The 25,288-nt window shown below is 54.7% G+C and carries 20 protein-coding genes; 4 read left to right on the forward strand and 16 right to left on the reverse strand.

Translation table 11 applies throughout. The features are described 5' to 3' along the window. Nucleotides 1-11 precede the first annotated feature (11 nt). The 8 genes from FYJ35_RS00365 to FYJ35_RS00400 form a co-directional block, all read right to left on the reverse strand. Nucleotides 12-1,145, reverse strand: a complete 1,134-nt coding sequence (locus tag FYJ35_RS00365; RefSeq protein WP_154521497.1) for a hypothetical protein — start codon at nt 1,143-1,145, stop codon at nt 12-14. Nucleotides 1,146-1,417: 272 nt separating this feature from the next. Then, entirely contained in the window at nt 1,418-2,797 is a 1,380-nt protein-coding gene (locus tag FYJ35_RS00370; RefSeq protein ID WP_154521500.1) for a sodium-dependent transporter, read from the reverse strand. Nucleotides 2,798-2,817: 20 nt separating this feature from the next. After that, complete coding sequence (locus FYJ35_RS00375) at nt 2,818-3,306, reverse strand: deoxycytidylate deaminase (protein ID WP_154521503.1); 489 nt, start codon at nt 3,304-3,306, stop codon at nt 2,818-2,820. 396 nt (nt 3,307-3,702) lie between these two features. Then, nucleotides 3,703-5,499, reverse strand: coding sequence for a peptide ABC transporter substrate-binding protein (locus FYJ35_RS00380; RefSeq protein ID WP_154521506.1), 1,797 nt, complete (start codon nt 5,497-5,499; stop codon nt 3,703-3,705). Nucleotides 5,500-5,640: 141 nt separating this feature from the next. Next, nucleotides 5,641-6,621 (reverse strand): ABC transporter ATP-binding protein, encoded by a 981-nt coding sequence (locus FYJ35_RS00385; protein ID WP_154521509.1) that lies wholly within the window; start codon nt 6,619-6,621, stop codon nt 5,641-5,643. Between the two features lie 13 nt (nt 6,622-6,634). Then, the gene (locus tag FYJ35_RS00390; protein WP_154521512.1) at nt 6,635-7,696 is read right to left on the reverse strand and encodes an ABC transporter ATP-binding protein; all 1,062 of its coding nucleotides are present in this window, start codon (nt 7,694-7,696) and stop codon (nt 6,635-6,637) included. A gap of 5 nt (nt 7,697-7,701) precedes the next feature. Beyond that, nucleotides 7,702-8,790 carry an ABC transporter permease gene (locus FYJ35_RS00395; protein WP_154521515.1) on the reverse strand — a complete coding sequence of 363 codons (1,089 nt, stop codon included), beginning with the start codon at nt 8,788-8,790 and terminating at the stop codon, nt 7,702-7,704. 12 nt (nt 8,791-8,802) lie between these two features. Next, a complete protein-coding gene (locus tag FYJ35_RS00400) occupies nt 8,803-9,714 on the reverse strand; it encodes an ABC transporter permease (protein ID WP_154521518.1) in 912 nt (303 codons plus the stop codon). A 219-nt stretch (nt 9,715-9,933) separates the two neighbouring features. On the opposite strand from FYJ35_RS00400, the gene FYJ35_RS00405 reads away from it, so the two are divergent. After that, nucleotides 9,934-11,553 (forward strand): C69 family dipeptidase, encoded by a 1,620-nt coding sequence (locus tag FYJ35_RS00405; protein WP_154521521.1) that lies wholly within the window; start codon nt 9,934-9,936, stop codon nt 11,551-11,553. A 183-nt stretch (nt 11,554-11,736) separates the two neighbouring features. Here FYJ35_RS00405 and FYJ35_RS00410 read toward each other — a convergent pair whose 3' ends face one another. From FYJ35_RS00410 to FYJ35_RS00435, 6 genes are all read right to left on the reverse strand, one after another. Continuing rightward, nucleotides 11,737-12,732 carry a glucosaminidase domain-containing protein gene (locus FYJ35_RS00410; protein ID WP_154521524.1) on the reverse strand — a complete coding sequence of 332 codons (996 nt, stop codon included), beginning with the start codon at nt 12,730-12,732 and terminating at the stop codon, nt 11,737-11,739. Nucleotides 12,733-12,835: 103 nt separating this feature from the next. After that, on the reverse strand, nt 12,836-13,588 hold the full coding sequence (locus tag FYJ35_RS00415; RefSeq protein WP_328597011.1) for an amino acid ABC transporter ATP-binding protein: 753 nt from the start codon (nt 13,586-13,588) through the stop codon (nt 12,836-12,838). Further along, nucleotides 13,569-14,246, reverse strand: coding sequence for an amino acid ABC transporter permease (locus tag FYJ35_RS00420; RefSeq protein ID WP_154521529.1), 678 nt, complete (start codon nt 14,244-14,246; stop codon nt 13,569-13,571). Before FYJ35_RS00420 ends, FYJ35_RS00415 begins: the two co-directional genes overlap by 20 nt. Nucleotides 14,247-14,460: 214 nt before the next feature. Then, on the reverse strand, nt 14,461-15,291 hold the full coding sequence (locus FYJ35_RS00425) for a transporter substrate-binding domain-containing protein (protein ID WP_154521532.1): 831 nt from the start codon (nt 15,289-15,291) through the stop codon (nt 14,461-14,463). A 286-nt stretch (nt 15,292-15,577) separates the two neighbouring features. Beyond that, nucleotides 15,578-16,543 (reverse strand): AEC family transporter, encoded by a 966-nt coding sequence (locus tag FYJ35_RS00430; protein WP_154521535.1) that lies wholly within the window; start codon nt 16,541-16,543, stop codon nt 15,578-15,580. Nucleotides 16,544-16,590: 47 nt separating this feature from the next. After that, the gene (locus FYJ35_RS00435; protein WP_154521538.1) at nt 16,591-18,438 is read right to left on the reverse strand and encodes an ABC-F family ATP-binding cassette domain-containing protein; all 1,848 of its coding nucleotides are present in this window, start codon (nt 18,436-18,438) and stop codon (nt 16,591-16,593) included. A 531-nt stretch (nt 18,439-18,969) separates the two neighbouring features. On the opposite strand from FYJ35_RS00435, the gene FYJ35_RS00440 reads away from it, so the two are divergent. The 3 genes from FYJ35_RS00440 (at nt 18,970) to hypB (FYJ35_RS00450) (ending at nt 20,733) form a co-directional block, all read left to right on the forward strand. Next, the gene (locus FYJ35_RS00440) at nt 18,970-19,317 is read left to right on the forward strand and encodes a hydrogenase maturation nickel metallochaperone HypA (protein ID WP_154521541.1); all 348 of its coding nucleotides are present in this window, start codon (nt 18,970-18,972) and stop codon (nt 19,315-19,317) included. A 70-nt stretch (nt 19,318-19,387) separates the two neighbouring features. Further along, entirely contained in the window at nt 19,388-20,071 is a 684-nt protein-coding gene (gene hypB / locus FYJ35_RS00445) for a hydrogenase nickel incorporation protein HypB (protein WP_154521544.1), read from the forward strand. After that, nucleotides 20,068-20,733 carry a hydrogenase nickel incorporation protein HypB gene (hypB, locus tag FYJ35_RS00450; RefSeq protein WP_154521547.1) on the forward strand — a complete coding sequence of 222 codons (666 nt, stop codon included), beginning with the start codon at nt 20,068-20,070 and terminating at the stop codon, nt 20,731-20,733. Before hypB (FYJ35_RS00445) ends, hypB (FYJ35_RS00450) begins: the two co-directional genes overlap by 4 nt. 99 nt (nt 20,734-20,832) lie before the next feature. Here the strand turns inward: hypB (FYJ35_RS00450) and FYJ35_RS00455 are convergent, their stop codons facing one another. Further along, complete coding sequence (locus tag FYJ35_RS00455; protein WP_154522418.1) at nt 20,833-23,595, reverse strand: FAD-dependent oxidoreductase; 2,763 nt, start codon at nt 23,593-23,595, stop codon at nt 20,833-20,835. Between the two features lie 279 nt (nt 23,596-23,874). Continuing rightward, entirely contained in the window at nt 23,875-25,287 is a 1,413-nt protein-coding gene (locus tag FYJ35_RS00460; RefSeq protein WP_154521549.1) for an FAD-dependent oxidoreductase, read from the reverse strand. Between the last annotated feature and the right edge of the window lies 1 nt (nt 25,288).

Consider the following 25,288-nt stretch of genomic DNA (forward strand, 5'->3'; position numbering starts at 1 on the left):
GTTCTTTCTGTTCAGGCTGGCCCTAAAAGAAGACTCAGCACCTGGCTTGCGTTCATTCCCTCAAGGCCGTCCGGATCAGATAAAACACTTCGATTCCCGTTCAATGTCCAGCGCATTCTGGAATAATCGGTCAGATAGCTCGTTCCTCTGCTGCTGTCCGGAAACTTTCTGTACCAGCGCGGAAAATACTTTTTCATATATCTGGCAGCCAGCTTTACCGCCTGGCTGTTCTTTTTCCCTCGTCTTGTCACAGTTCCTGTGATCATGACTCCCTTCGGACTCGAATGCACAAGAACAACACTTCCGTCGCTGCACTGTCCCAGAACAATATAGACATGTCCTCCCCGCAGGCTCATGATATCCCCCGGTCTGAAATCGCTGTAGCTTCCCGCGGGCGAATAGTTTCCCCAGCCCCAGCCGGCAAATGTCCTTGCCATATTCTGCGCCAGCATGACATAGTCTCCATGTCCGCTGACAGAATTGAACGTATTGTAGAGCACCCACCCTACATAGCCTGAGCAGTCAAGACCCAGGTGAGACAAGTATCGGAAATTCTTGTAGTTATATGACCTGGGAGATTTTCTGAAAAACTGCTCCCATCTCGGAGATACCCCGATTGTGGTCGCCTCAATACTGCCTTTGTGCGATTTCTTTTCGGCGCCGGATTCCCAGCCGCCTCCCCAGATGTACATCGTCTTTCCGACCGGAAGCAGCGCTGTGGTCAGAAAACTGCGGAGCGTCGCCTTTTGAATCTGGTATCCTCTGTTGTCGTAGAAGGCTCCGCTTTCATCAAACTGAAGATTCAGGGCTGTATTCCGTGCAGTTACCAGATCTTCCGGCGGTTCACTCATTGGTGCCGTATTCGGAACCCCGCGCACAACGATGACCGTGGAGCTCCTCGCTCCGTGGTCCGCCGGATCAAAAAAATATGTTTTCTTTCCGATTTTGATATAGCCGAATCGCTGAACACCATTCTTCCGGAAGAAATAATATTTTCGCCCAAGCCTGACCAGCCCCGTTACACGGAATCCCCCTTTATCCAGATAATAGGTCCGGTTTCCTTCCTTCAGCCACCCCCTCTGCGGTCTGCCGTCCGAGGAGACAAAACGGTATCTTTTTCTGACCCTCCTCCATCTGCCACGCACAGGAAGCGGTTCTCTTTTCAGCGTCCGCTGAATTGTGCCCTGAATTTCCCCATTTTCAGCATATGCTGCAGCCGGGCACATGCATATACATAAAAACACAAGAAGCAATGCCATCATTGCACTGCGCCATAATTTCCGCCCATGGCTGCCTGTTCTCATCTCTTTCCAAGTCTCCATTCTTTTCAAACTTCACCTCTCCCCTGGTTCCGTCCTGCCTCCGGTCATATTTCCGCCCTCAACCATCCGAAGTCAGCTGCAGATTCGATTCCTGATCATCCGGCGAACTTCTGCACATACCCGCCGATCAGAATGGTCAGAATACCAAGCGGTAGAATATAGGTCATGTAGAACCGGAACCGTCTGCTGAACTTCGGTCCGTCCCCCGTATTGGCTTCCTTCAGGAATGCATCAAAGCCCCAGCCGCTTTTCCGCGTGCAGAACAGTACATAGATCAGCGAGCCGATCGGCAGAATATTGTTGGAAACCAGAAAATCCTCAAAGTCCAGGATCGTGGAACCTGCTCCCAGCGGCTGGACCGCCGAAAGAAGATTATAGCCCAGCGCGCACGGAAGCGATAAGAGGATCAGAAGGATCCCGTTGACCAGAACCGATTTCTTCCGCTTCCAGCCAAATGCATCCATATTCATCGCAATGATGTTTTCAAACACCGCGATCACCGTCGACAGGGAGGCAAACACCATAAACAGAAAGAACAAGGTTCCCCAGAAACGGCCGCCCCTCATCCGTGCAAACACCTTCGGCAGTGCAATGAAAATCAGGCCGGGGCCCTGGTCCATTTTCACATTGTAGGCAGAGCACCCCGGGAAGATAATCAGCCCGGCCATGATCGCGACGAAGGTGTCAAGGACGATCACCATCGCCGACTCGCCCGGAAGCGATTTCTCCTTGCCGATATAGCTGCCGAAGATCGTGAGCGCGGCAATTCCCAGCGACAGCGTAAAGAATGCCTGTCCCATTGCAGCAAAGATGACGTTGAAGATCTCCGTCCCTTTCCACTGGCTGAAATCCGGAACCAGATAAAACTTCAGTCCCTCGCCGGCTCCCGGCAGCGTAATGCTCCGGATCGCCAGAACCAGCATCAGGAAAAACAGAATCAGCATCATCGGCTTCGTGACCTTCTCCACGCCATTCTGCACGCCCTGCGCAACAATTAGAAGTCCGATCACTGTCACGGCAAGCATCCAGAGCACCATCTGCCTGGGATCTGCGAGCATGGAATTGAAGATCTGACCCGCTTCATCCTCTGCGAGTCCGGACAGCTGTCCCGAGGCCATCTTGAACATATAGTTCAGCATCCATCCGGCGACCGTCGTATAGTACATCATCAGCAGATAGTTGCCGATAATCGCAAATATGGTATAAAACCGCCACCCGGATCTCCCGCCGCCTGGTGCCAGCGCCTGAAAGCACTTCCCCGCGCTTTTCTTCGCGGCTCTCCCTACGGCAAACTCCATGGTCATGACCGGCCAGCCCATCACGACGAGAAAAATCAGATACAGCAGTACAAAAGCCGCTCCGCCATACTGTCCCGTAATAAACGGGAATCGCCAGACATTGCCGATACCGATCGCACATCCTGCGCTGACCAGCAAAAAACCCAGCCTTGAACCAAAACGCTCCCTCTTCTCCATCCCTGTACTCCACCTTATTGTCAGTATCCGAATTCTCCAGTCAGAGACTCATCGTTGTCAATCCACTCCTGCACCGGAATGACACGGTAGTGCTCATCATCATCCCGCACGACCACCTTCTCAATCCCCGCATTGATGATCAGACGCTTGCACATACTGCAGGAGCAGGAATTCCGCACGTATTCTCCGCTTCCTGCCTCCCGCCCCGACAGGTAGATGGTCGAACCGATCATCTTGTCCCGTTCTGAGGAAATGATTGCGTTTGCCTCCGCGTGGACGGAGCGGCAGAGCTCGTACCGCTGTCCCCTCTGCACTCCAAGCTTTTCCCGGATGCAGTACCCCAGGTCTGTGCAGTTTTTTCTTCCCCTCGGAGCACCATTGTATCCCGTTGAAATCACCTCATCGTTCTTGACAATCACAGCTCCGTAGTGCCTTCTCAGACAGGTAGACCGCTTCGACACAACATCCGCCAGATCGAGGTAATAGTTTACTTTATCACGACGTGCCATCCAAACCTCCTCCTTTGCAAAATACATGTTCAGATAACATTTAGGTGATATTATAGCATGGCCGGTCCCATTCGAAAAGCCACCGGCCCTTGGAATGCCGCCGGTGCAAATAAGTGGATCGCTCCTGATGCAGCCCGCCCCTCGGGCGACGCAAGTCGGATGTTGTGCTGAAGCACATCCTTTAATCGGGCAAGTCAGATCCACTCTGTCAAGCCCGATTCAGTGACTCTGCCTTCATCCCGGGTTCCGCACCCAAATATGCGCAGTCGTCTTCACATAAAAAGGCGGCCTGCATGCACATATGCGCATACAAACCGCCTTTTTGTTCAGATGTATGAGAGGACCCCTCCTGCATCAGCAGGGCTTCATCCATCCGGATTCAGCACACAGCCCTGCTTATCTTCCGAACTGTGCGTCGTTGTTTCCGGAGCTTGTCTGCCACATCTCGAGCATGTTGATCGGGTCGTTGTAATCAGCAAACCATCCCTCACGAGCGAAGTCGAAGTTGCCGTTCTTTCTGTCGTTCAGGAAGACGTTCCACTCCTCGGAGTTGATCGTCATGTTGATGCCGATTGCTGCCAGATCCTGCTGCATCGACTGAGCGACTGCGACATGTCCGGTACCATCGTTGGTCAGATACTCGATATTGATCGGAGTAGAGTCGGACAGCTTATTGTCGTCCGTGAACTCATAGCCGGCATCCTCAAGGAGCTTGCGCGCCTCTGCGATGTTGTCATCGGTCGGGCCGGTTGTGCTCGGATCATAGTATCCGACTGCATCCTTGTCTCCGAACTTCCAGGTCACCGGATAGGTGTAATCATCATCATTTGTGTCAAAGACACCACCCATTCCATCAGCCATACCATCCGGAATAAAGGTGCCTGCCGGCTCCTGTCCGGTCTGACCGACAGAATCAACGATCCACTGGCGGTCGATCAGCAGAGAGAAAGCCTTTCTCATCTCGGCAGCCTGCTCCGGTGTCTTGCCGTCGAACAGAGAGCTGTTGACATTGAAGCACGCATAGTAGGTTCCAAGGTTCGGGATGATGTAGAAATCATCATTGTTGATGACGTTCGGGATCTCATCGTTCGGAACCGTATCGATGAACTGAAGAGATCCATCCTTGTATGCATTGTAGATCGCAGTGTCATCTGCGCTCAGCATGAAGTTGATCTTGTTCAGAGAAACCGCATCTGCATTCCAGTAGTTCGGGTTCTTCTCATAGGTCATGGACTGATTGTGTGTCCAGGACGTCAGCGTAAACGGACCGGAACCGACAAAGCCAGCCTCAAGTGCCCATGCACCTGGGTTCTTTCCATCCGGATCAGCCTTCTCAATCGCCTGCTGCGGAACCGGGAAGAATGCCGGGAATGCGCACAGGTCAAGGAAGTATGCGCAGGGCTTCGCAAGATGGACGGTGAAGGTTGAGCCATCATCGGATGCCTCGATGTCGAGGGTACCATCGTCCTTCTTTGCAACGTTCATGGAATCGATCAGATAGCTGTAGTCCGCTGCAGTATCCGGGTTTGCCAGACGGTTCCAGCTGTAGACAACGTCGTTGGCATCCAGTGTATCGCCATCCGACCACTTCAGACCCGGCTTCATCTTGAAGGTATAGGTCAGTCCGTCTTCAGACTCCTGCGGCTCACCGTCAGCAAGCTCCGGGACAAGCTTATTGTCCTTGTCATATGCATACAGCCCTGAGAAGTTCAGAATTGCGAGGCAGGCGCCATCAACCGTGGAGTTCAGCGCCGGATCCAGATGGTCCGGTTCAGAAGCCAGGTTAGCGTTCAGCTCATTGTTCGGCGCTGACATATATGCAAAATACTTGAATCCGAACAGGTTCGCGTAGAGGCCTGTGCAGTCCTTGTTCAGCATGTAGATGTCATTGTAGAAGTAGAGCGGAACGACTGCTCCGGTATCCATGAGCAGGTCTTCTGCCTTGTGCATCAGTGCCTTGCGGGCTTTCATGTCTGTCTCAGAGTAGATCTGGTTGATGAGGGAATTGTACTCATCCCAGTCCGGAGCAGCTGCGCTTGACTTTGTCGATGCAGCACCCTCCGTCGCACTCTCCGTTTCAGCTGTCGCAGCAGCTGCTTCTGTAGCAACTTCCGTCTCGCCTGCAAAAACAGGTGCAGCTGAAGAAAGTACCATTGCGCCCACAAGGAGCGCGGTGATCACACGATTCTTCATTCAAACTTCCTCCTGGTTCGTGTAATGCCGGCGTTTGGCCGGCGCCAATAGGGTTATTTCTATGATTATACCGCAGTCTGCTGTAAAAATAAAGCCGATTACGATTAACCATACAAATTATTACGGTATGCCTTCCGTCCCTTATTTGTTCCAGCAGGCGACCATATGTCCGCCTCCTCTGTCTGTGAGCGGAGGCATCTTTGCCTTGCACTCGTCGGTTGCGTATCTGCAGCGGGTCCTGAAAGGACAACCCGACGGCATGTTCAGCGGGCTTGGGACATCTCCTTCCAGGATGATCCGTTTTCGCTCCTTCGCCTGCTTCGGGTCCGGGTACGGGACTGCCGAAAGCAGGGACTGGGTATACGGATGAATCGGGTTACTGTTGAGCTCGTTGGAGTCTGCAGTCTCCACCATCCGTCCCAGATACATAACAGCGATCCGCTTTGAGATATGATGCACGACCAGAAGATCATGGGCAATAAACAGATACGCGACCCCCAGCTGCTTCTGCAGATCCTCGAACATATTGATAACCTGTGCCTGGATCGAGACGTCCAGTGCGGAGACGGCCTCATCGCAGACGATGAAGCGCGGATTCGTCGCAAGGGCACGGGCAATCCCGATTCTCTGGCGCTGACCACCGGAAAACTCATGTGCATAGCGCGTCGCGTGCTCCGCATTCAGCCCGACCAGCTCCATCAGATGGAGGATCTTGTCTCTCCTGTCCTGTCTGGACGTATACAGCTTGTGGACATCCAGTGGCTCGCCAATGATATCCTCGACCGTCATACGTGGATTCAGAGAAGAATACGGATCCTGGAAAACCATCTGCATATCTTTCCTCAGTCCACCAATCGATTTCGCGTCGACCTTCTTCCCGTCAAAATAAACTTCTCCGCCTGTCGGGTTGTAAAGGCGCAGGAGCGTGCGCCCGACCGTCGTCTTGCCACAGCCGGACTCTCCGACCAGCCCGAGTGTCTCGCCCGGTCTGATATCGAACGATACGCCGTCAACCGCCTTCAGCGGCTTGGAGTGAAACCATCCCGTCTTGACCGGGAAATACATCTTCATATCATGTGCCTGGACCAGATACTGACTGTCCGGCGTGAACTTTTCTTCCATCCTCTGCGCCTCCTCAGTCTTTTCCGGAACCTGCACCAGCAGTGTCATCAGCCTTCAGCGATCTGCCGCTGTCACCCGTAAAATTGATCATCCCGGCTTCCGCTTCCTTCTTCACCGCCATCCAGCAGGAAGCCAGATGACCGTCGACCGTTCTTGTCTCCGGCGGAACCTGCTCCAGGCAGATCTTCATCGCCGCATCGCATCTCGGGCAGAATGCACAGCCTTTCGGGAGATTCAACAGATTGATCGGTGTTCCGGAAATCGGCACCAGTCTCTGGCCGATCTTGTCAACACTCGGGATTGATCGCAGAAGTCCCTTCGTGTATTCATGTGCCGGACGATAGAAGATGTCCTCCGCCGTCCCTCTCTCGCAGACCCGTCCGCCGTACATAACAATGATTTCATCCGCCATCTGCGCAATGACACCAAGATCATGAGTGACAATGATGATAGCCATCCCCATCTTCTTCTGAAGATCCTTCATCAGTTCCAGGATCTGCGCCTGGATGGTGACATCCAGCGCTGTCGTCGGCTCATCCGCGATCAGGATGTCCGGCTCACAGGCAAGTGCCATGGCGATCATAACTCTCTGGCGCATGCCGCCCGAGAACTCGAACGGATATTGGTGAATTCGCTTCTCCGGCTCATTGACTCCGACAAGCTTCAGCATCTCGATCGCGCGTTCCTCGGCAGCCTTCCCCTTCCGGTCAGTATGAAGCTTGATCGCCTCCTCCAGCTGCCAGCCGATCGTGAAGACCGGGTTCAGGGAAGTCATCGGGTCCTGGAAGATAATCGAACACTTCTTTCCGCGGAAGTCCCTCATCTTCGACTCTGGCCACTTCGTAATGTCTTCGCCCCGGAATAGAACCTTTCCGGATTTGATCGAGCCATTCTTCTCAAGAATCTGCATGATGGAATAGGCTGTGACGGACTTACCGGAGCCGGACTCACCGACGATTCCAAGCGTCTTGCCTTCTTCCAAATTGAATGTTACACCGTTGACTGCCATCACTTCGCCATGATCGGTCGTAAAGGAAGTGTGCAGATCCTGTACGGACAGAATATTTTCAGCCATCTTCCTTACCTCCGCAGCTTCGGATCAAACGCGTCGCGCAGACCATCTCCAAGCAGATTAAAGGCAAGCGTGATGAGCGCGATCATGATTGACGGGAATATCAGTTTATAGGTATATGTCGTGATGCCGGACCTTGCCGCAGAAGCAAGGGATCCCAGAGACGGCATCGGCGCCTTCACGCCCAGTCCGATGAAGCTCAGGAAGGACTCGGTGAAGATTGCGGACGGAATCTGCAGGGCAGCGGAAATGATGATGACGCTGATACAGTTCGGCAGGATATGTTTGCGGATGATATGGCTGCTCTTCGCTCCGGAAACCCTTGCTGCAAGCACATAGTCGTTCTGCTTGATCGTCAGGATCTGTCCTCTGACCAGTCTTGCCATCCCGACCCAGTACAGAAGTCCAAACACAATGAACAGAGAAATCATATTGGTTCCCAGGCGGGCAAGCAGGCCGTTCCCAGTTGGCTTGATGATCTCATTCAAAACGACAGACAGCAGGATGATCATCAGAAGATCCGGAAGCGAATAGATCACATCGACAATCCGCATCATGATCAGGTCGACCTTTCCGCCAAAATATCCGGAAATGGAGCCGTACAGGATTCCAATGATCAGGACGATCAGAGCAGCGAACACACCGACGGTCAGGGAGATTCTGGTGCCATAGATGACACGAATGAAGTAATCTCGCCCAAGCTCATCCGTTCCCATGATGTGCGGGAATACCTTTCCGCCCTGTGCCATGTACTGCTGTTCCATCTTTGAATAGGTAAATGGAGCAAGATTGGTTGCGCTCTTGTCTCTTCTGCCGTTGACCGTGATGATCTCAGAATAGCTGTAGGGCACGACACGCGGTGCGATCAGAATCGTCGCGATGATGGCGATCAGAACAATGATGCTGAAAACGGCGAGTGGGTTCTTCATCAGCCGCCTCATGCCGTCACGGAAGAATGAGGTCGACTCACTCATGACATCGGCCTGCTTCTTCTCCTCATCCGTTGCTTTTTCGAACTTTGACACATCGAGCTGGAGCGAAAGAGGATGCTTCTTCGGTGTCTTGTCCGGGCTGTATGGTTCGGTACTGATACCCATGATTTTCCTCCTTTACTCAAGTGTAATGCGTGGATCGATCAGCTTGTAGACGATATCCGTGATCAGATTCATCGTGACCATGAAGACCGCCAGGAAGATCGTCACGCCCATGATCATCGGATAATCGCGGTTCGTGATGCTCTGGACAAATTCATTGCCTAGACCGCCGACCGTGAAGATCTGCTCTACAACCAGTGACCCTGTCAGAACAGACGCGATCATCGGTCCTACATAGGTTACGACCGGAATCAGAGCATTGCGGAGAGTGTGTACAAACAAAACCTTTCCCTCGCGCACACCTTTTGCTCTTGCTGTCCGGACATAGTCCTGTCCGAGGACATCCAGCATCGAGGTCTTTGTCAGTCTTGTGATATAGGCAGCCGGATATGCCGCCAGCGACAGCACCGGCAGAATCAGGCTCTGATGCTGCGGACTCCATGCCTGCACCCAGCCAAGCTTCACGGAGAAGATAACCAGCAGGAAAGAGCCGAGCACAAAGCTGGGAAGTGACGTAAACAGGGTTGATATAAATATAATCACCCGGTCCGGCCACTTGTTCCGCTGCAGGGCCGCGATGCTTCCGAAGAAAACACCCTCCACGACAGCCAGAAGGACCGCCAGGATTCCCATCTTTGCAGAAACCTTGAACTTGGAATTGATGGTTGCAGAGATCTCACGACCGGTCTTCGCCGATACGCCGAAATCACCGTGCGCGATATTCTTCATGTAAAGAAGAAACTGCTCTCCGACCGGCTTATCCAGATTAAAACGCTTCTCGAGCGCCGCCTGAACCTCCGGAGACTTGGCTTTCTCGCCGCTGAACGGTCCTCCCGGGATCGCATTCATCGTGAAGAATGTAATCAGACATACGATGAAGATCGTTGCAATGGCAAGAAGAATTCGCTTGACAATGTACTTGAACATGTTCAGACCTTTCTCCTTTGTAAAAAGTTGTCAATACGCTTCATTATAAAGTTCTTCAAAATCACAGTCAACGTAAATGTTTCACAGAATTGACATATATACCGCATTGTTTTGTCTTTGTGTGTTAGAATAAGGACATCGCTGGAAGGTTTCCGGCTGTACAATTCACCAACCTTGGCAGCGAAAGCGCTGCCAGGCAGCATTCAGGAGGTATTCTTCATGTCCTGTACAACCATACTTGTAGGAAAAGATGCATCATATGACGGAAGTACCATGATTGCGCGCAATGACGACTCCGGTGCGGGCCATTTCACCCCGAAGAAGATGGTCGTTCTGCCCGCCAGAGAGGGCGATACGGAATACACCTCCGTTCTCTCACACGTAAAGGTCTCTCTTCCGTACAAGGCGTACCGGTGTACGATCATGCCGAACGCCGTCAAGGGCAAGGGGCTCTGGGGAGCCTGCGGCGTCAACGAAAAGGAAGTCGGCATGACGGCCACCGAAACCATCACATCCAATCCGCGCGTGCTCGGTGCAGACCCGCTTGTGGAATATCAGCCGGCGGACGATACACATCCGGAAGTACCAGGCGGAATCGGCGAGGAGGACCTCGTCATTCTGACACTCCCTTATATCAACTCTGCCCGCGAAGGCGTCCAGCGTCTCGGTGCTCTGCTTGAAAAGTACGGCACCTATGAGATGAACGGAATTGCATTTTCAGATAAAGATGAGATCTGGTGGCTCGAAACCATCGGTGGCCACCACTGGATGGCAAGGCGTGTGCCGGACGACAGCTACGTCGTCATGCCGAACCAGCTGGGGATTGACGAGTTTGATTTCGAGGATGCACTCGGAGAGCAGGCGGACTTTATGTGCTCCAGTGATCTTCTGGAATTCGTGGAACGGTACCACCTCGACCTCACCCAGTATTTCAATGACGAGCTGGAGCTTGAGGAGGACGACGAGGATCCGGACAATACTGCCAGCGATGTGATTGACTTCCGCCGTGGATTTGATGACGATTCAGACACGAACAGCGAGGACGATGAATCAGACCAGGCTCTCTCGGAATTCGACCCGCGCGCGGCCTTTGGCAGCCACGATGATGCCGACCATGTCTACAACACGCCCCGTGCCTGGTTCATGCTGCGCTACTTCAATCCGACCGACTTCGTCTGGGACGGTCCGGATGCCGATTACAAACCCGAGTCAGATGATCTCCCGTGGTGCCTGGTCCCGGAGAAAAAGATCACCCCGGAGGATGTGAAGTATGTACTGAGCTCCCATTTTCAGGGAACTCCCTACGATCCGTACAAGAGCTATGGGGATAAGTCGCTTGCCGGCGCCTACCGTTCAATCGGCATCAACCGGAATGATTTTCTCGGTTTTATCCAGATCCGCCCCTATATGCCGAAGGGCAGCCGTGCCATCGAGTGGGTGGCATTTGCATCCAATGCCTTCAACGCGATGATCCCGCTGTATCCGCAGGTGGACCGCTTCCCGGATTATCTGTCAAACACGACCGGCAAGGTCTCCACCGACAATTTCTACTGGACCTCCCGCCTGATCGCAGCGCTCTCTGATGCCGGTTTCCGAAAAAACCAGAATCACATCGAACGCTACCAGCTCCTTGTTCAGTCAAAGGCAAACCGGATCATCAATACAACCGATGACGAGCTGCGTGTTCTCGGTGATCCGGAGATGGTCCGGAAGGTTCAGGAGAAAGCGAACGCGGCTGTCGCAGAGCTCGCCAGCAAAGCTGCTTCGGACACACTCAGGCAGGTACTGGATGAGACGAGCAATCTGATGAAGAACCAGTTTGCCCGCTCAGACGCCTGAGCTCTTCCGGTGCTGGCACAGCGTCTCTTTAAATGTTCTGCCCAGGTGTCATGATATACAACCAAGCTTGCATCTTGGTTCCCGGCTCATCGCTTCCCAAAAAAGCGGCATCCCGCCCGACGCGGGATGCCGCTTTCTGCCGCCCGGATGACCCATCCGGCAGCCTTTCCAGTTTTCTTTTTCTTACTTTGCGTATTTTGTCAGACCGTTCTGACTGATGATCTGCAGCAGGGCCGATGTATATCCGCCTGCCTGCGCATATCCGCCGTTTCCGATGCGGCTGGCATATGTGTAATAATTCCGGCATCCGATCAGGCTCGGGAAATACTTCCGGATATAGGCATTGTATCCCTCCATGCTCTCCGCCTCGCTGCTATATCTTCCTCCGTAGATGCCAAAGAGATTGTTGTGCGGTTTCACGGAACCATAACCTGTCTCCAGGATCGCCTGGGCCACCGTGACTGTTGCAAGGATATTGTTCTTTCTCTGATTGTGCCTTGCCATCTCCCCGATGCGGCTCACAAAGCTGCCGGTCCCGCCGGCATACCTGCACCCGGTGAAAACGCCCTCCTGGTTGAAGACGCAGGAAATGCCATTGACTTTCTTCGTGCATCCGGCATATGCTCGTCCAACTGCTCCTGCCCCTCCCGTCTCAGAGAAGTAGTACTCTTTCCCGCCAATCGTCTGCCAGCCTGTCAGAAGGCTGCCCTTCCGGCTCCCAGAGGTCCTTCCATAATACTTCCGCCCGCCGACATGGATCCAACCGGTTGTCATTCTGTGGTCTTCGCTGTAGTAGTACCATCTGGCCCCGGACTTCACAAAGCCCTGCCGGACAGCGGCTGTCTTCTTTGCGGCTGCCTTCTTCGTTGAAGCGGCCTTCTTTTTCGAGACAGAGTTCTTCTTGGAACCCTTGTTTGAGCCTTTCGCCTTTGTACTTTTTCCGGTATTTTTCTTTTTATTGCTTTTTGAGGTCTTTGTCTTCTTTTTTACCGACTTCTTTGTAGTCGTCTTTTTCCGGGAAGTCTTCTTCGAGGTTTTTTGATTCTCAGCCGCTGCCGCAAAGGTGACCTGCGTCTGATTGAGAGCGGGCCATTCCGACAGACCGGCCAGCGTCATTGCCATCAGGACTGCGGCAGCCAGCGTTCTGACACGGCAGCACCTGTGATGAACCATTTTCATACTGACCCTCCTTAATCGAATTCACTCGATATGTTACAATGCTATTAAGGAATTGTCAATATTTGGTGCCTTTGATGCCGTTTTACTGGTCATTTTACCAGCTTCACAGAACCTTGCTCAGGAAATCCTTCGTCCGCCTCTCCAGCGGGTTGGACAGCACTTCGCGCGGGTCTCCCTGCTCGACAATATAACCGCCATCCATGAACAGCAGCCGGTCGCCGACCTCTCTTGCGAAGCCCATTTCATGAGTGACCACCACCATGGTCATACCCTCGGAGGCCAGCTCCTTCATGACCTCGAGCACCTCCCCGACCATCTCCGGATCAAGCGCAGAGGTCGGTTCATCAAAGAGCATAATATCCGGGTGCATGCAGAGTGCCCGTGCAATCGCAACACGCTGCTGCTGTCCGCCGGAGAGCTGGTCCGGATACGCATGCGCCTTCTCGTCCATGCCGACTTTTTTCAGCATCTGCATGGCGGTTTGTTCCATCCGCACCTTGTCGCCCTTTTTCAGCTCCAGTGGTGCCATCATCAGGTTCTTCAGAACGTCCATGTGCGGAAAGAGATTGAAATGCTGAAAAACCATCCCGATATTCTGGCGGACATGATTGATATCTGTCCGTCTGTCCAGGATATTTTTCCCATCCACTGTGATCTCTCCACCGGTAGCCGTCTCCAGCCGATTCAGACATCTGAGAAATGTCGACTTGCCGGATCCCGATGGACCGATCACGACAACGACCTCCCCCTCGTGAACATCGACTGAAATATCCTTCAGTACCTCCAGCTTCCCGAAGGACTTGCTCAGATGAGAAACATGAATCTTGACATTTTCCTCAGACTGCTTTTCTGCCACGGTTGAGCCTCCTCTCGATGACCTTTGCCGCCTTCGACAGGGCAAGGATGATAATCAGGTACATCACCGCGACGATAAACCATGTCTGGAAAGACCTGAACGTATTGGCAACAACATTCTTTGCGGAATTGACCAGCTCCGGGAACCCGATCACGGAAAGGATCGACGTATCCTTCAGTGTGATGATGAACTGGTTGATGATCGTCGGAATCATTGTCCGGATTGCCTGCGGCATCACAACCTTCCGCATCGCCTTTCCATAAGGCAGCCCAAGCGAGCGGGCTGCCTCCATCTGTCCCGGATCCACCGACTGGATGCCCGCTCGGATAATCTCCGCCATGTAAGCGCCGCAGTTCAGCGACAGGCAGATCGTGCCTGCCGTCAACGCGCTGAGCGTCACATTCTGTCCCATCATATTGTTCAGGAAATAAGGAATGCCAAAGTAGACGAAATAAGCAAGAACAATCATCGGAACGCCGCGGATGATATCCACGAACACTGTCTCGATCACATTACAGGCCTTGTTGTGCACCACTGCGAGCAGACCGAAGATCAGGCCGATGATCGATGCAAAAAACAGGCCGGACAATGCCAGAAGCAGCGTCTGTCCCATCGCCCTCAGCAGAAGACTGCCATAGTTACTGAGTATATAAGCCATCAGTCGTATCCTTCCTGTCTTATCAGCACAGACACCAGTCAGGCAGCCCCTTTCCGTCGGGTCATGCGATGTCATCCGCTACACCAGTGTACAGATCTGCATGCAGATGTGCGGACGGCTGTATGGATGTCCGGTTCAGTCTGAAAGGGCCGCCGGTCTTCTAAGCCGGCAGCCCGATTCACATGTCAGGTTGCTTCGGGATGCTCCTGCTGCATCACTCTGCTTCCGTTGACGCCTCTGTATCTGCCTCTGTCTCAGAAGGAACCGCGTCCGCGCCGAGATACTTCGTGATGATCTCTGCATATGTACCGTCAGCCTTGATGTCCTTCAGCCCGGCGTTGAACAGATCAACAAGCGCCTGCTCATCCTTGTTGAAGACCGCAAACCCATAAGGAGAGCCTTCATTCTGCGTATTGTCGAGGACTTTCAGCGCAAGCTTTCCTTCCTTGATGGAGGTCAGCATAATCGGCGTATCCTCAAAGCAGCCGACGACCTGTCCGCCAAGGACAGCCTGATACATGGTCGGCGAATCCTCAAAATAGGTAATGGAGAAGCCATACTGTTCCTTCAGGGTTTCCGCATAGGACGCCCCCTGAGTGCCCGTCTTAACACCGACCGTCTTTCCCTTTAGATCGTCAAAGCCTGCAATATCAGAGTCTTCCTTCACTGTCAGAGACTGCGTGGCATTAAAGTATCCGTCAGAGAACATCCATCCGCTCTTCTTTCTCTCATCTGTGATGGATGCGCCGGCGATCATACCGTCCGCCTGCCCAGCCTGGCAGGCCGCGATCGCGGAATCCCAGCCAAGGCTCTTCAGCTCATAATCAAAGCCCTGATCCTTTGCGATCGCCGCAAGGATGTCCACATCAATCCCGACAAAATCTCCCTTGTCATCCGTGTACTCAAACGGCTTGAAAACCGTGTCGGTAGCAATGACATACTTTTTCCCAGAAGGAACAGCTGCCTCCGTTTCACCTGCCATTGCGGGCACGCACATCATTGCACTCATCAGAACTGCCGCTGCACAAGCTACTGCTTTTTTCATTGCGAAACCTCCTCCTTCAAAACCAGCCAGGGCAACAAGAGAGCTGCGGGCTGTTCCCTGTTATCCGGCACCGCAATTTCTGCATATTTATGCAGAAAGGCGCCTGACTCTTATCTGTCCGGCGCCCTCGTCAAAAACAATATTACTCATACTTATTCTGTTTGTCAACAAAACATTATGTAATTGCAGGATATTCCGAAATTTTTTTCTATCCAGCATAAGTGTTCGCACATGTATATACTTTTCCTGTTCCTCTGCGCTGCATCCAGGGCGGTTTTGTCTTGTCTCAGATCAGTGCCAGACTCTTCAAAATATACAGCCACAGTGCCAGCGAGAACGAACAGCCCGCCGTTGTCATCATAACTGTGCTGGATGTCAGGGTTCCCTCATGTCCCATACTCGTCGCCATCACGTAGCAGGCAACCGTCGAGGCAGACCCGAGCATTACCGTCAGAGCCACAAGCTGCTGTCCCCGGAACCCGAAGGCAACGGCAGCAGGCAGAAAGACTGCCTCCAGCACCAGAAGCTTCATCAGGGAGGCTACGATTGCCGGCCCCGCCTTCTTTCTGGCTGCCGCCGGGTCGAACATCGCTCCCATCGCAATCAGCCCCAGCGGTGTCGCCATTTTCCCGACATCCGAGATGACCTTTTTCGGAATTCCCGGGAGCGGCAGTCTGAGAAGTGACCAGGCGAACCCGATAAAGATACCAAGCAGGATCGGGTTTGTGACGATCCCCAGCACTGTCTTTCTCACAAGGGACTGCCTGTCTGCACTCTGCTGCTGCGCGTCCTGCGCGGTCGTCATCAGTACAATCACCGCAAAGATGTTGTACAGCGGAACCGATCCGATCATCATCAGCGCCGCCATCGCCGTATGGCCTTCCCCGTAGATGTTCTGGATGAATGCCACCCCAAGAATCGCCGCACTGGAGCGGTAGGCCACCTGTATGAACTCGCCCCGCTCCGCCCGGTCATTCCGCAGGACAATCCGCGAAATGAGGGCAGCCAGGCAGATCGAAAGAAAGGTGGCAGCCAGACAGAACAGGACAAATTTCCCGTTCCACGCGGAGGCAAAGTCCTGCCCCGCCATATCCACAAATAGTTCAAAGGGCAGCGCAATTTTGAAGACAAATGAATTCAGCTGCTTTGCGAAATCCCTGCTGACCAGCTTCAGGAGGGGCAGCACGTACCCCAGAACCATCAGCAGAAAGATCGGCAGCGTTGCATTGATACTGAAGATCAGATTTTCCATAAGATTCTCACTCCTCCGCCTTCGCCCGGCGGCACATATTCTCCCGGTCATTCCTTTCCGGAAGCTTCCGCGATCTCCTCTGCAAGCTCCTGGAGCTCCAGCCAGCGGTCCTCCTTCGCTGACAGCTCCTCCGCTGTCTTCTGCCGCTCTGCCGTCAGCTCCTCCAGCTTTGTGTACTGCGTGGCACACTCCCCAATCTGCCGGTCCAGCTCCTCAATCTGCTCCTCAAGAGCAGCGATCTCCTCATCGATATGATCGTACTCCTGCTGCTCCCTGTAGGTCATCCGGCGCTTCTGATTCTGACGGCTCTGTGCCTTCTGCTGCGCATAGGCCTGTGCCCCGGTCAGCTCCTGCACTGCGCCTGTCGGAGTCGGCTTCCGTCCTGTTTCCTGTCCGCCATCCCCGCTCCGCGCCTGCCTCTTGTCATAGTAATCCGTAAACCCGCCCTCATACTGGACAAGCTTTCCATCCTCGAACGCAAAGATCCGGTTCACAACCCGGTCGAGGAAATACCGGTCATGCGAAACCACGATGATGATGCCAAGGAAACGGTCGAGGTAATCCTCGAAAATCTCCAGCGTCTCGATGTCGAGATCGTTCGTCGGCTCATCGAGCAGCAGCACATTGGGCTGGCTCATCAGAACCAGAAGCAGCTGGAGCCGCCGCCGTTCCCCGCCGGAGAGATTTCCGATCTTCGCCCACTGCATCTTCTTGTCAAACAGGAACTTCTCACACATCTGGGAGGCTGTGATCAGCCCGTCCGTCGTCCGGACGTATTCTCCGACCGCCTTCACACAGCCCAGAACCGTCTCCTCCGGATCCATTTCCCCGGACTCCTGACGGAAATAGCCGATCTTCACCGTCTCCCCGACCGTCACCGTACCGGTATCCGGCTGAATGAGCCCCGCAATCACATTCATGATGGTCGACTTTCCGCAGCCATTTCTCCCGATGAAGCCGACCCGGTCATCCCGCAGAAACCGGTAGGTGAAATGGGAAAACAGTACCCGGTCCCCGTAGGCTTTCGAGATATCCTCCAGCTCGACCGTCTTCTTTCCAAGGCGTGTGGATATGGAGCTGACCGTCAGCGTGCTCTTCTCCATCCGTGCACGCGCTTCCCTGGATGCCTCACGAAGATCCTCAAAACGGTCAATCCGCGCCTGCTGCTTGGTAGAGCGTGCCTGTGCCCCCCGCCGGATCCAGGCCAGCTCCGTCCGCAGCAGGTTCTGCCGCTTATCCTCCGCCCGGGCTTCCGCCTGTTCCCGCTCCTGCTTGCGCTCAAGCCAGGTTTCGTAGCCGCCGTCCACGATATACAGCCCGCCCCGGTCCAGCTCCGCAATCCGGTTTGTCACCCGGTCAAGAAAGTACCGGTCGTGTGTTACCAGCAGCAGCTCGCCCTTGAAGCGCCGGATGGTATCCTCCAGAAAAAGAATCATCTCCTGGTCGAGATGGTTGGTCGGCTCGTCCAGAATCAGCACCTCAGCGGGCGACAGAAGCGTCTGTGCCAGCGCGACCCGCTTCCGCTGCCCGCCTGAAAGGCTGGACAGCTCTGCCATGTGGTCCGTGATTCCCAGACGGTTCAGCATGGCGCGGGCCTGGGCCTCCGCTTCTGTCCCCGGACGCCTGCCATGCATCACCGCTTCGTAGGGAGACCGGTCCGTTCCGAAGTCAGGTGTCTGTGCCAGATAGGAGATGCTGACATCCCTGCCCTTGACCACGGTTCCCTCATCCGGCTCCAGAATGCCTGCCGCGATCTTCAGCAAGGTGGACTTTCCTGTCCCATTGACACCGATCAGGCCGATCCTGTCACCGCTGCTGACTCCCAGAGACAAGTCCGTGAACAGCTGATGCGTCCCGTAGTTTTTCGTGATATGTTCAAGATTCAGTATATTCATTCGCTATGATTCCCGTCTGTCTTCCATCCGCCGGCGCGCCTGTCCTGACGCTCCTGTCATTCCAAATATTACCTGCGCCATGCATGCGGTCTGCCCAGAATGCTTCTGCCAAGCAGAATCATTCTGGCGGAGCTGATTGCCGTGATTCTCCGTTTCCCGGAAAAGGAAAGGCACAGGAGCAATCCTGCCTCCTGCGCCTTGTCATCACTTGCTCTTCTTCGCCGCCTGGCGTCTCTTCAGGGCTGCAAGCTGCTGCTTGACCTTCTTTGCCTCCGCTTCCTTGCTGTCCTTGTTCTTCTTTCCCATCTTACTCATGGCGCAAACCTCCTTCACTGCATAATCCCGGATATCATAGCACAACTGTACAGGTCAAGGAAGAGCGGATTTAAGCAAGCGCTGAACAAACAGGCTGCAGCATTTGCCGTGCATTCTTTCTGTGTGGTAAAATATTACGGTGTCTGCACAGCAGGTCTTCGTGCAGCAAAACGTTTCGGGTGCAGAAAAAGTCCCGGCAGGCAGGAGAATCCGGATATGCATGAAATGGGAATCGTCTACCACGTGGCGGACGAGGTGGAAAAAATTGCGGCACAGAATGACATCCGCCATATCGGGAGCGTCACGCTTCAGATCGGAGAGGTAACCGGCGTCATCTTCGACTATATGTCCGACCTCTGGGGCTGGGTCTCCGACAAAAGCAGCCTTCTGAAGGGCAGTCGCCTTCTCTATGAGCAGATTCCTGCCGTCACGCTGTGCAAAAGCTGCGGGCAGCGTTACGGCACCGTGCAGGGCGGCCGTCAGTGCCCGCACTGTGGAAGCTGGGATACCGTCCTTGTCCAGGGGAATGAATACATCATCAAGCAGATCGAGGCGGACAGCTGAGTCCGGTTCAGAAATCCGGGGGCCGGGGTCAGGCAGATCATTCAGCAAATCATTCAAAGGAGCTTCACAGATGGATAAAGTTAAGATCATCGAGGCGAAGGAAAGTCTTCTCGCCGACAATGACAAGGACGCGGACAGACTCCGCGGGGAAATGAAACAGCAGGGAACGTATTACGTCAATCTCATGTCTTCCCCCGGTTCCGGGAAGACTTCAAGCCTGAAGCAGATCATCGCAAGGATGAAGGACCGTTTCAGAATCGGCGTCATGGAGGCGGACATCGACAGTGATGTCGATGCGAGGACGATTGCCGCATCCGGCGTTGACGCGATCCAGATCCATACGGGCGGCATGTGCCACCTTGATGCGGACATGTCGCGCCAGGGTCTTTCCGCGATCGGGTCGGAGAAGCTCGATCTGGTTTTCCTCGAGAACGTCGGCAACCTGGTCTGCCCGGCAGAGTTCGATACCGGCGCGGATCTCAACGTTGTCATCCTGTCCGTTCCGGAGGGAGACGACAAGCCGCTGAAATATCCGCTGATGTTTGAGAAGGCGGATGCGGTTCTGATCAACAAGATCGATGCGATGGAGTGCTTCGACTTCAGCCTGGATCAGGTGAAGACAAACATCCATCTCAGGAAGCCATCCGTTCCGGTCTTCCCTGTCAGTGCTGCAACCGGAGAAGGGTTTGAGGCCTTCTGCAGCTGGCTGTCCGGTCAGATACAGGCGCAAAAGGAGGGCGCAGAACAGTCATGAGCAAGGTTCGTGTAATCGATGTCCATACGGGCATCTTTGATGAAAACAACAGGATTGCGGACGAAATCCGCCGGCAGAATCAGGCTGATCAGACCTTTCTGGTCAACATCATGGCATCCCCGGGCGCCGGAAAGACATCGGTCCTGCTCCGCACCATCCGCGAGCTGAAAAAGCAGTATCGGATCGGCGTCATGGAAGCGGATATCGACTATGCCATCGATGCCGAGAAGATGGAGTGCGAGGGTATCCCCTCCATCCAAGTTCACACCGGCGGCGAATGCGCCATGGATGCCGCTATGACAAAGCAGGCACTTTTCGAATTTTCATCGAAGGATTTCGATCTGATTTTTCTGGAGAATGTCGGAAATCTTGTCTGCCCGGCAGAGAATGACACCGGCGCCAGTGTCAACGTTGAGATTCTCTCCGTTCCCGAGGGCGATGACAAGCCCCTCAAATATCCGCTGATGTTCCAGGTCTGCCAGGTTGTCTTGATCAATAAAATCGACACAAAGAAATTCTTCGCCTTTGACGATGAGGCTGTGACGGCAAGGATCCACGCCCTGAATCCGGACGCGAAGATCTTCTTCCTCTCTGCGAAGACCGGCGAAGGCTTTGACCAGTGGACAGACTGGCTGAAGGCGCAGCTTGAGTCCCGCGACTGAGTCTGACGGCCCAAAGAAGCTATCTTCAGAAGCTATCTTCAATAAGACGCCCGCCCTGCCTTCCGGCAGGGCGGGCGTCTGTTCTGTTATTTAATCCTTTTAATCTTTTCCAAGCTTCGAGCGGACGATCTTTACGCCTCTTGAGATGGCGTACTTTCCAATCTGTCCGAACTTCTGCTCGGCCTTGTACATGTCGGAGGCTGCCGGCACATCCCTCGTCAGATGAATCGCGTCGAAGTTGCACTTCGTCGTACACAGGCCGCAGCCGATGCAGCGGTTGTCGTCGACCGTCGTTGCCCCGCAGCCCAGACATCTGGCGGCCTCGGTCTTCACCTGCTCTTCTGTCAGCGGGATTCTCAGATCCTCAAAGGTCTGCGTCGCGATGCCGGCCTTGTGCCCCGGAATCTGGCGCTTTGCATTGTCGAAGCCTTCCACCTCGATATCATCCCGGTCAAGCTCGATGAACGCCCGCAGGTCGCGGTTGATGGTGAGCGACTGCCCCGGGTGGACAAACCGGTTGATGGACACCATTCCCTCGCGGCCGTCCGCAATCGCGTCGATCGCAAACCGCGCGCCGTGGTACACGTCGCCGCCCACAAAGATATCCGGCTCCGCCGTCTGAAGCGTCACCTTGTCCGCCCTGGCGGTTCCATTTCCGTTCAGCTCAACCCTGGTGCCCTTCAGCAAATCCCCCCAGATCACCGACTGTCCGATTGAGAGCAGCACGTTCTCGCACTCAAGCGTGATGGTCTCATTCTCGTCATAGGACGGATTGAAATGCTTCTGGCTGTCAAAGACAGCTGTGCACTTTTTGAACGTGATGCCGCAGACCTTCCCGTCCTTCGTCAGGATCTCCTTCGGGCCCCAGCTGTTCTTCACATCGATGCCTTCCGATCTGGCCTCCTCGACTTCCTCCCTGGACGCCCGCATCTCATCCGGCGCCTCGAGGCAGAGCATCGTCACCTTGTCAGAGCCGGCGCGGACGGCCGTCCGAGCGACATCGACCGCGACATTGCCGCCGCCGATGACCACCGTGCGCCCCGACAGGCGGATGGAATGGTCGTGGTTGATTCTTCTGAGAAAATCGACGCCGGTCTCGACGCCTTCCGCGTCCTCACCCGGCACGCCGGTTTTTCTGCCGCCCTGCATCCCGATGGCGAGGAAGAATGCCTTGTAGCCCTCCTCCCGGAGTTTCTGGATCGTCGTATCCTTTCCGACCTCCACACCGCACTCAAACTCCACGCCCATCTGACGCAGAACATCAATCTCCGCATCCAGCACATCCTTCTCCAGACGGAAGCTCGGGATGCCATAGGTCAGCATACCGCCCGGCGCCTTCTCCTTCTCAAAGACAGTGACCGGATAGCCTTCCCTTCTGAGGAAGTAGGCAGCCGACATCCCGGCGGGACCTGCCCCGATCACGGCGACCTTCTGCGGGAAGAACTTGCCCTCGCCGTTTTCGCACAGCGGCACATAGCGGCTCTCCGCCTTCAGCTCCTGCGCCGCCAGGAACTTCTTGATCTCATCGATCGCCAGCGGCTGGTCGATGGTCCCTCTCGTGCAGCGGTCCTCGCAGCGCCTGTTGCAGACAGACCCGCAGACCGCCGGGAACGGATTGTCCTGCTTGATCAGCTTCAGCGCATCCAGATAACGCCCCTCTGCAGCCATTTTGATGTAGCCCTGGACGGACAGATGCACCGGACAGGCCGTCTTGCAGGGCGATGTGCCGGTCTCATAGCAGTTGATCTTCGAGGTTTCCCGGTAGTTGTAGTTCCAGTGCTCCGGTCCCCAGCTCTTCGCATCCGGGAGCTCCGTCACCGGATAGGTGACCTCCCCGTGTTTCGTGCAGAGCTTCTGTCCCAGCTTCGCGGCGCCGACCGGACATACCTCCACGCATTTGCCGCAGGCGACACACTTTGTCTTGTCGACATGCGCACGGTATGCGGATGCCGACATGTTCGGGGTGTTGTACAGCTGCGAGGTCCGGATTGCGTTGCAGACGCCCGGCGCGCAGTTGCACAGACCGACAATCTTGTCGGAGCCGTCGATGTTCGTGATCTGATGGACATAGCCCTTGCGCTCCGCCCGCTGTACGATCTCCATCGCCTCGTCGTAGGTGATGTACCGTCCCATGTGGCGGTCAACGCTGTACTCTGCCAGATCGCCGAGGCCGATGCAGTATTCGCCCTCGATCTCCCCGCTGCCCTCTCCGCGCATCCGCTGCTGCTTTCTGCAGGTGCAGATGCCGACGGAAAGCTTGTCATACTTCTTCAGCCAGTGAGAAATGAACTCAACGGACACAGACCGGTTGTCCGCCTGGATGGCTTCCTCAACCGGGATGACATGCATCCCGATCCCGGCGCCTCCGGGCGGCACCATCTGGGTGATTCCCCCGAGAGGCAGCTGAGTCATCAGATTGAAGAACGTCGCCAGCTCCGGATGCTCCGTCGTCAGCTGATCGTTCATCATCATGAACTCCGCGATGCCCGGCACAAAGATCGGCAGGTCGTACATCTTCTCATGGGGCTCCTCCTTGCGGCGGACAGACTCCAGAAAACCGTAGACGCAGAGGTGGATGCACATCTCCTTTGCTTCCCCGTTCGTCATACGGTTCATCTTCGCGAGCTGATCGACCGAATACGGAACCCGGGTCTTTTTAAAGGACAGCAGGAAGCTGGCCTCTTCCTTCGTCAGGATTCTGTCCAGCATCCAATACTCCGGATCCTTTGTGTTCAACGTATGGGTAAACTTTTTGGCATAGCGGTCGGTGATGATGGTCGCAAGCTTCAGGATCATCTTCTCCTTCTCCTTGTCGACGGGCTTCCCATCCTCGTCCGGCCAGAAATCGTGCTCGTTGATCATCGGATCGCCGACCTTCCATGCCGCCATCCGCTCTTTGTTCTTCGGATCATCGCTGATCATATCTGTACACTCCTTTTCCACACATCTCACTCAGACGCTCATATGCCCTTCCACAAAGCCCGAGGTCCTTTTTTCAGTCAGGACCTCCCCCGGCGGCGGCGTCCCACCGCCTCACAGCACTGCAAAGCCAGGGGCATCCGGCATTCAGTCAGAAATCCCACCGGCGGTGCCGTCCCACCGCCTCACAGCACTGCAAAGCCAAGGGCATCCGGCATTCAGTCAGAAGAATCTGCCGACGATGTCGCGTGAGGATGCGCAAGTATCCTCCATATCGCCGAAGGAGAGAATCTCCCCCGCATAGTACGTCCCGCGTCTGCCCTGCAGCGCGTCCAGCCTGTCATACCAGCCGGCTGCGTAATCCTCAGGCGTTACATGCGGGCAGTAGTAGGTCTCCTGCTCAATCAGCCGTTTCTGCAGAGGGAATCCGCAGATCGCCATATCGTCCGTCATCTTCCGGATCGTCTCATCATACGGCACATCCTCGTCTCCGGCATGGTTCCGGAGCGCATACACCGAGCACGGACAGTTGTCGGTCAGGTCCTTCCACCGATGATAGTATACCATCGCATGGCCTCTCCGTTCAGGTGTCATGTTGTCGAAAATATAGCCGGAAATCGTCGGGCCGTCATTCGGCCGGAACGTTGCGAGGAAGTCGACGTACTCCTCATGCCGGATCTTTGTGAACAGGGTGTGCTCGTCCTCGTCCGCATCCGCATAGGTCAGGAAATGATCGAGCGGGGTCGTGATGATCAGCCTGTCGAACACTTCTGTCCGCTCGGTTCCATCCTGGCGCACCGTCACATAGACCTTCCCGTCATCCGGACGTTCCACCTTCACAACCTCCGTGTTCAGGTGAACCGGGTTCTCCAGCTTTCTGTTGACTGCCTCGTAGATGCTCTGGGTCCCGTCCTTCCAGGTCCAGAGCCGCATCGCAATGAACTCGATGGCCGTCGTCGTATCGAGATACTTCATGACATAGGCAGCCGGGATTTCATCGAAGAACCCATATCCGAAGGAGGTAAAGGGTGCAATCCAGATCTTCTGGACATCCTCGACCCCGTTCTTTCTGCAGAATTCGTCAAATGGAAGCGCCAGGTCCTTCAAGTTCGGGTTCACACCGCTGACCCTGTGAAGCGCCCGGCTTTCTTCCTTGGAAAGTCCGGAGTACCGGCCCTTCGCCACGCCGACGTGGCCATACAGATCATAGCCCTTGTACTTTGTGTCCATGATCTTCACGAGCTTCTTCATCTGACTCTTCATCCGGAGCAGCCCGGCAAGCTTGCCGAAGGAAAATTCCTTCTGCGGGTCAAACGGAAAGATTTCCTGCCCGTCTGCATTCCTGTACATCCGGCGCATCTCTGGGCCGTCGTGATCGATTCCCGCAAACCGCTCCAGCTCATGGACCGCATAGTAGGTCTTTGCCCCCATGATCGCACCCATCTCATAGGCACGGCTTTCGCCGTTCACCTCGAATCTGGGCGACCAGGCCTTGCCTCCGACCTTATTCAGCTTCTCATAGATCTCGACCTGGTGATATCCCTTTTTCTGGAGATACATGGCGGCGGAGACACCCGCCGGCCCGCCTCCGATGATGCAGATCCGCTCCTTGTGATCGTTCCCAGCACGTTCCATT

Origin of the sequence: Porcincola intestinalis (assembly GCF_009696445.1) — a bacterium.
Taxonomy (GTDB): domain Bacteria; phylum Bacillota; class Clostridia; order Lachnospirales; family Lachnospiraceae; genus Porcincola; species Porcincola intestinalis.

What these genes read in the sequence shown, in the direction of transcription:
- FYJ35_RS00370 (WP_154521500.1), bottom strand. Translation starts at nt 2,797, where the DNA reads ATGGAGAAGAGGGAGCGTTTTGGTTCAAGGCTGGGTTTTTTGCTGGTC.
- FYJ35_RS00375 (WP_154521503.1), bottom strand. Translation starts at nt 3,306, where the DNA reads ATGGCACGTCGTGATAAAGTAAACTATTACCTCGATCTGGCGGATGTT.
- FYJ35_RS00380 (WP_154521506.1), bottom strand. Translation starts at nt 5,499, where the DNA reads ATGAAGAATCGTGTGATCACCGCGCTCCTTGTGGGCGCAATGGTACTT.
- FYJ35_RS00385 (WP_154521509.1), bottom strand. Translation starts at nt 6,621, where the DNA reads ATGGAAGAAAAGTTCACGCCGGACAGTCAGTATCTGGTCCAGGCACAT.
- FYJ35_RS00390 (WP_154521512.1), bottom strand. Translation starts at nt 7,696, where the DNA reads ATGGCTGAAAATATTCTGTCCGTACAGGATCTGCACACTTCCTTTACG.
- FYJ35_RS00395 (WP_154521515.1), bottom strand. Translation starts at nt 8,790, where the DNA reads ATGGGTATCAGTACCGAACCATACAGCCCGGACAAGACACCGAAGAAG.
- FYJ35_RS00400 (WP_154521518.1), bottom strand. Translation starts at nt 9,714, where the DNA reads ATGTTCAAGTACATTGTCAAGCGAATTCTTCTTGCCATTGCAACGATC.
- FYJ35_RS00405 (WP_154521521.1), top strand. Translation starts at nt 9,934, where the DNA reads ATGTCCTGTACAACCATACTTGTAGGAAAAGATGCATCATATGACGGA.
- FYJ35_RS00410 (WP_154521524.1), bottom strand. Translation starts at nt 12,732, where the DNA reads ATGAAAATGGTTCATCACAGGTGCTGCCGTGTCAGAACGCTGGCTGCC.
- FYJ35_RS00420 (WP_154521529.1), bottom strand. Translation starts at nt 14,246, where the DNA reads ATGGCTTATATACTCAGTAACTATGGCAGTCTTCTGCTGAGGGCGATG.
- FYJ35_RS00425 (WP_154521532.1), bottom strand. Translation starts at nt 15,291, where the DNA reads ATGAAAAAAGCAGTAGCTTGTGCAGCGGCAGTTCTGATGAGTGCAATG.
- FYJ35_RS00430 (WP_154521535.1), bottom strand. Translation starts at nt 16,543, where the DNA reads ATGGAAAATCTGATCTTCAGTATCAATGCAACGCTGCCGATCTTTCTG.
- FYJ35_RS00435 (WP_154521538.1), bottom strand. Translation starts at nt 18,438, where the DNA reads ATGAATATACTGAATCTTGAACATATCACGAAAAACTACGGGACGCAT.
- FYJ35_RS00440 (WP_154521541.1), top strand. Translation starts at nt 18,970, where the DNA reads ATGCATGAAATGGGAATCGTCTACCACGTGGCGGACGAGGTGGAAAAA.
- hypB (WP_154521544.1), top strand. Translation starts at nt 19,388, where the DNA reads ATGGATAAAGTTAAGATCATCGAGGCGAAGGAAAGTCTTCTCGCCGAC.
- hypB (WP_154521547.1), top strand. Translation starts at nt 20,068, where the DNA reads ATGAGCAAGGTTCGTGTAATCGATGTCCATACGGGCATCTTTGATGAA.
- FYJ35_RS00455 (WP_154522418.1), bottom strand. Translation starts at nt 23,595, where the DNA reads ATGATCAACGAGCACGATTTCTGGCCGGACGAGGATGGGAAGCCCGTC.
- FYJ35_RS00460 (WP_154521549.1), bottom strand. Translation starts at nt 25,287, where the DNA reads ATGGAACGTGCTGGGAACGATCACAAGGAGCGGATCTGCATCATCGGA.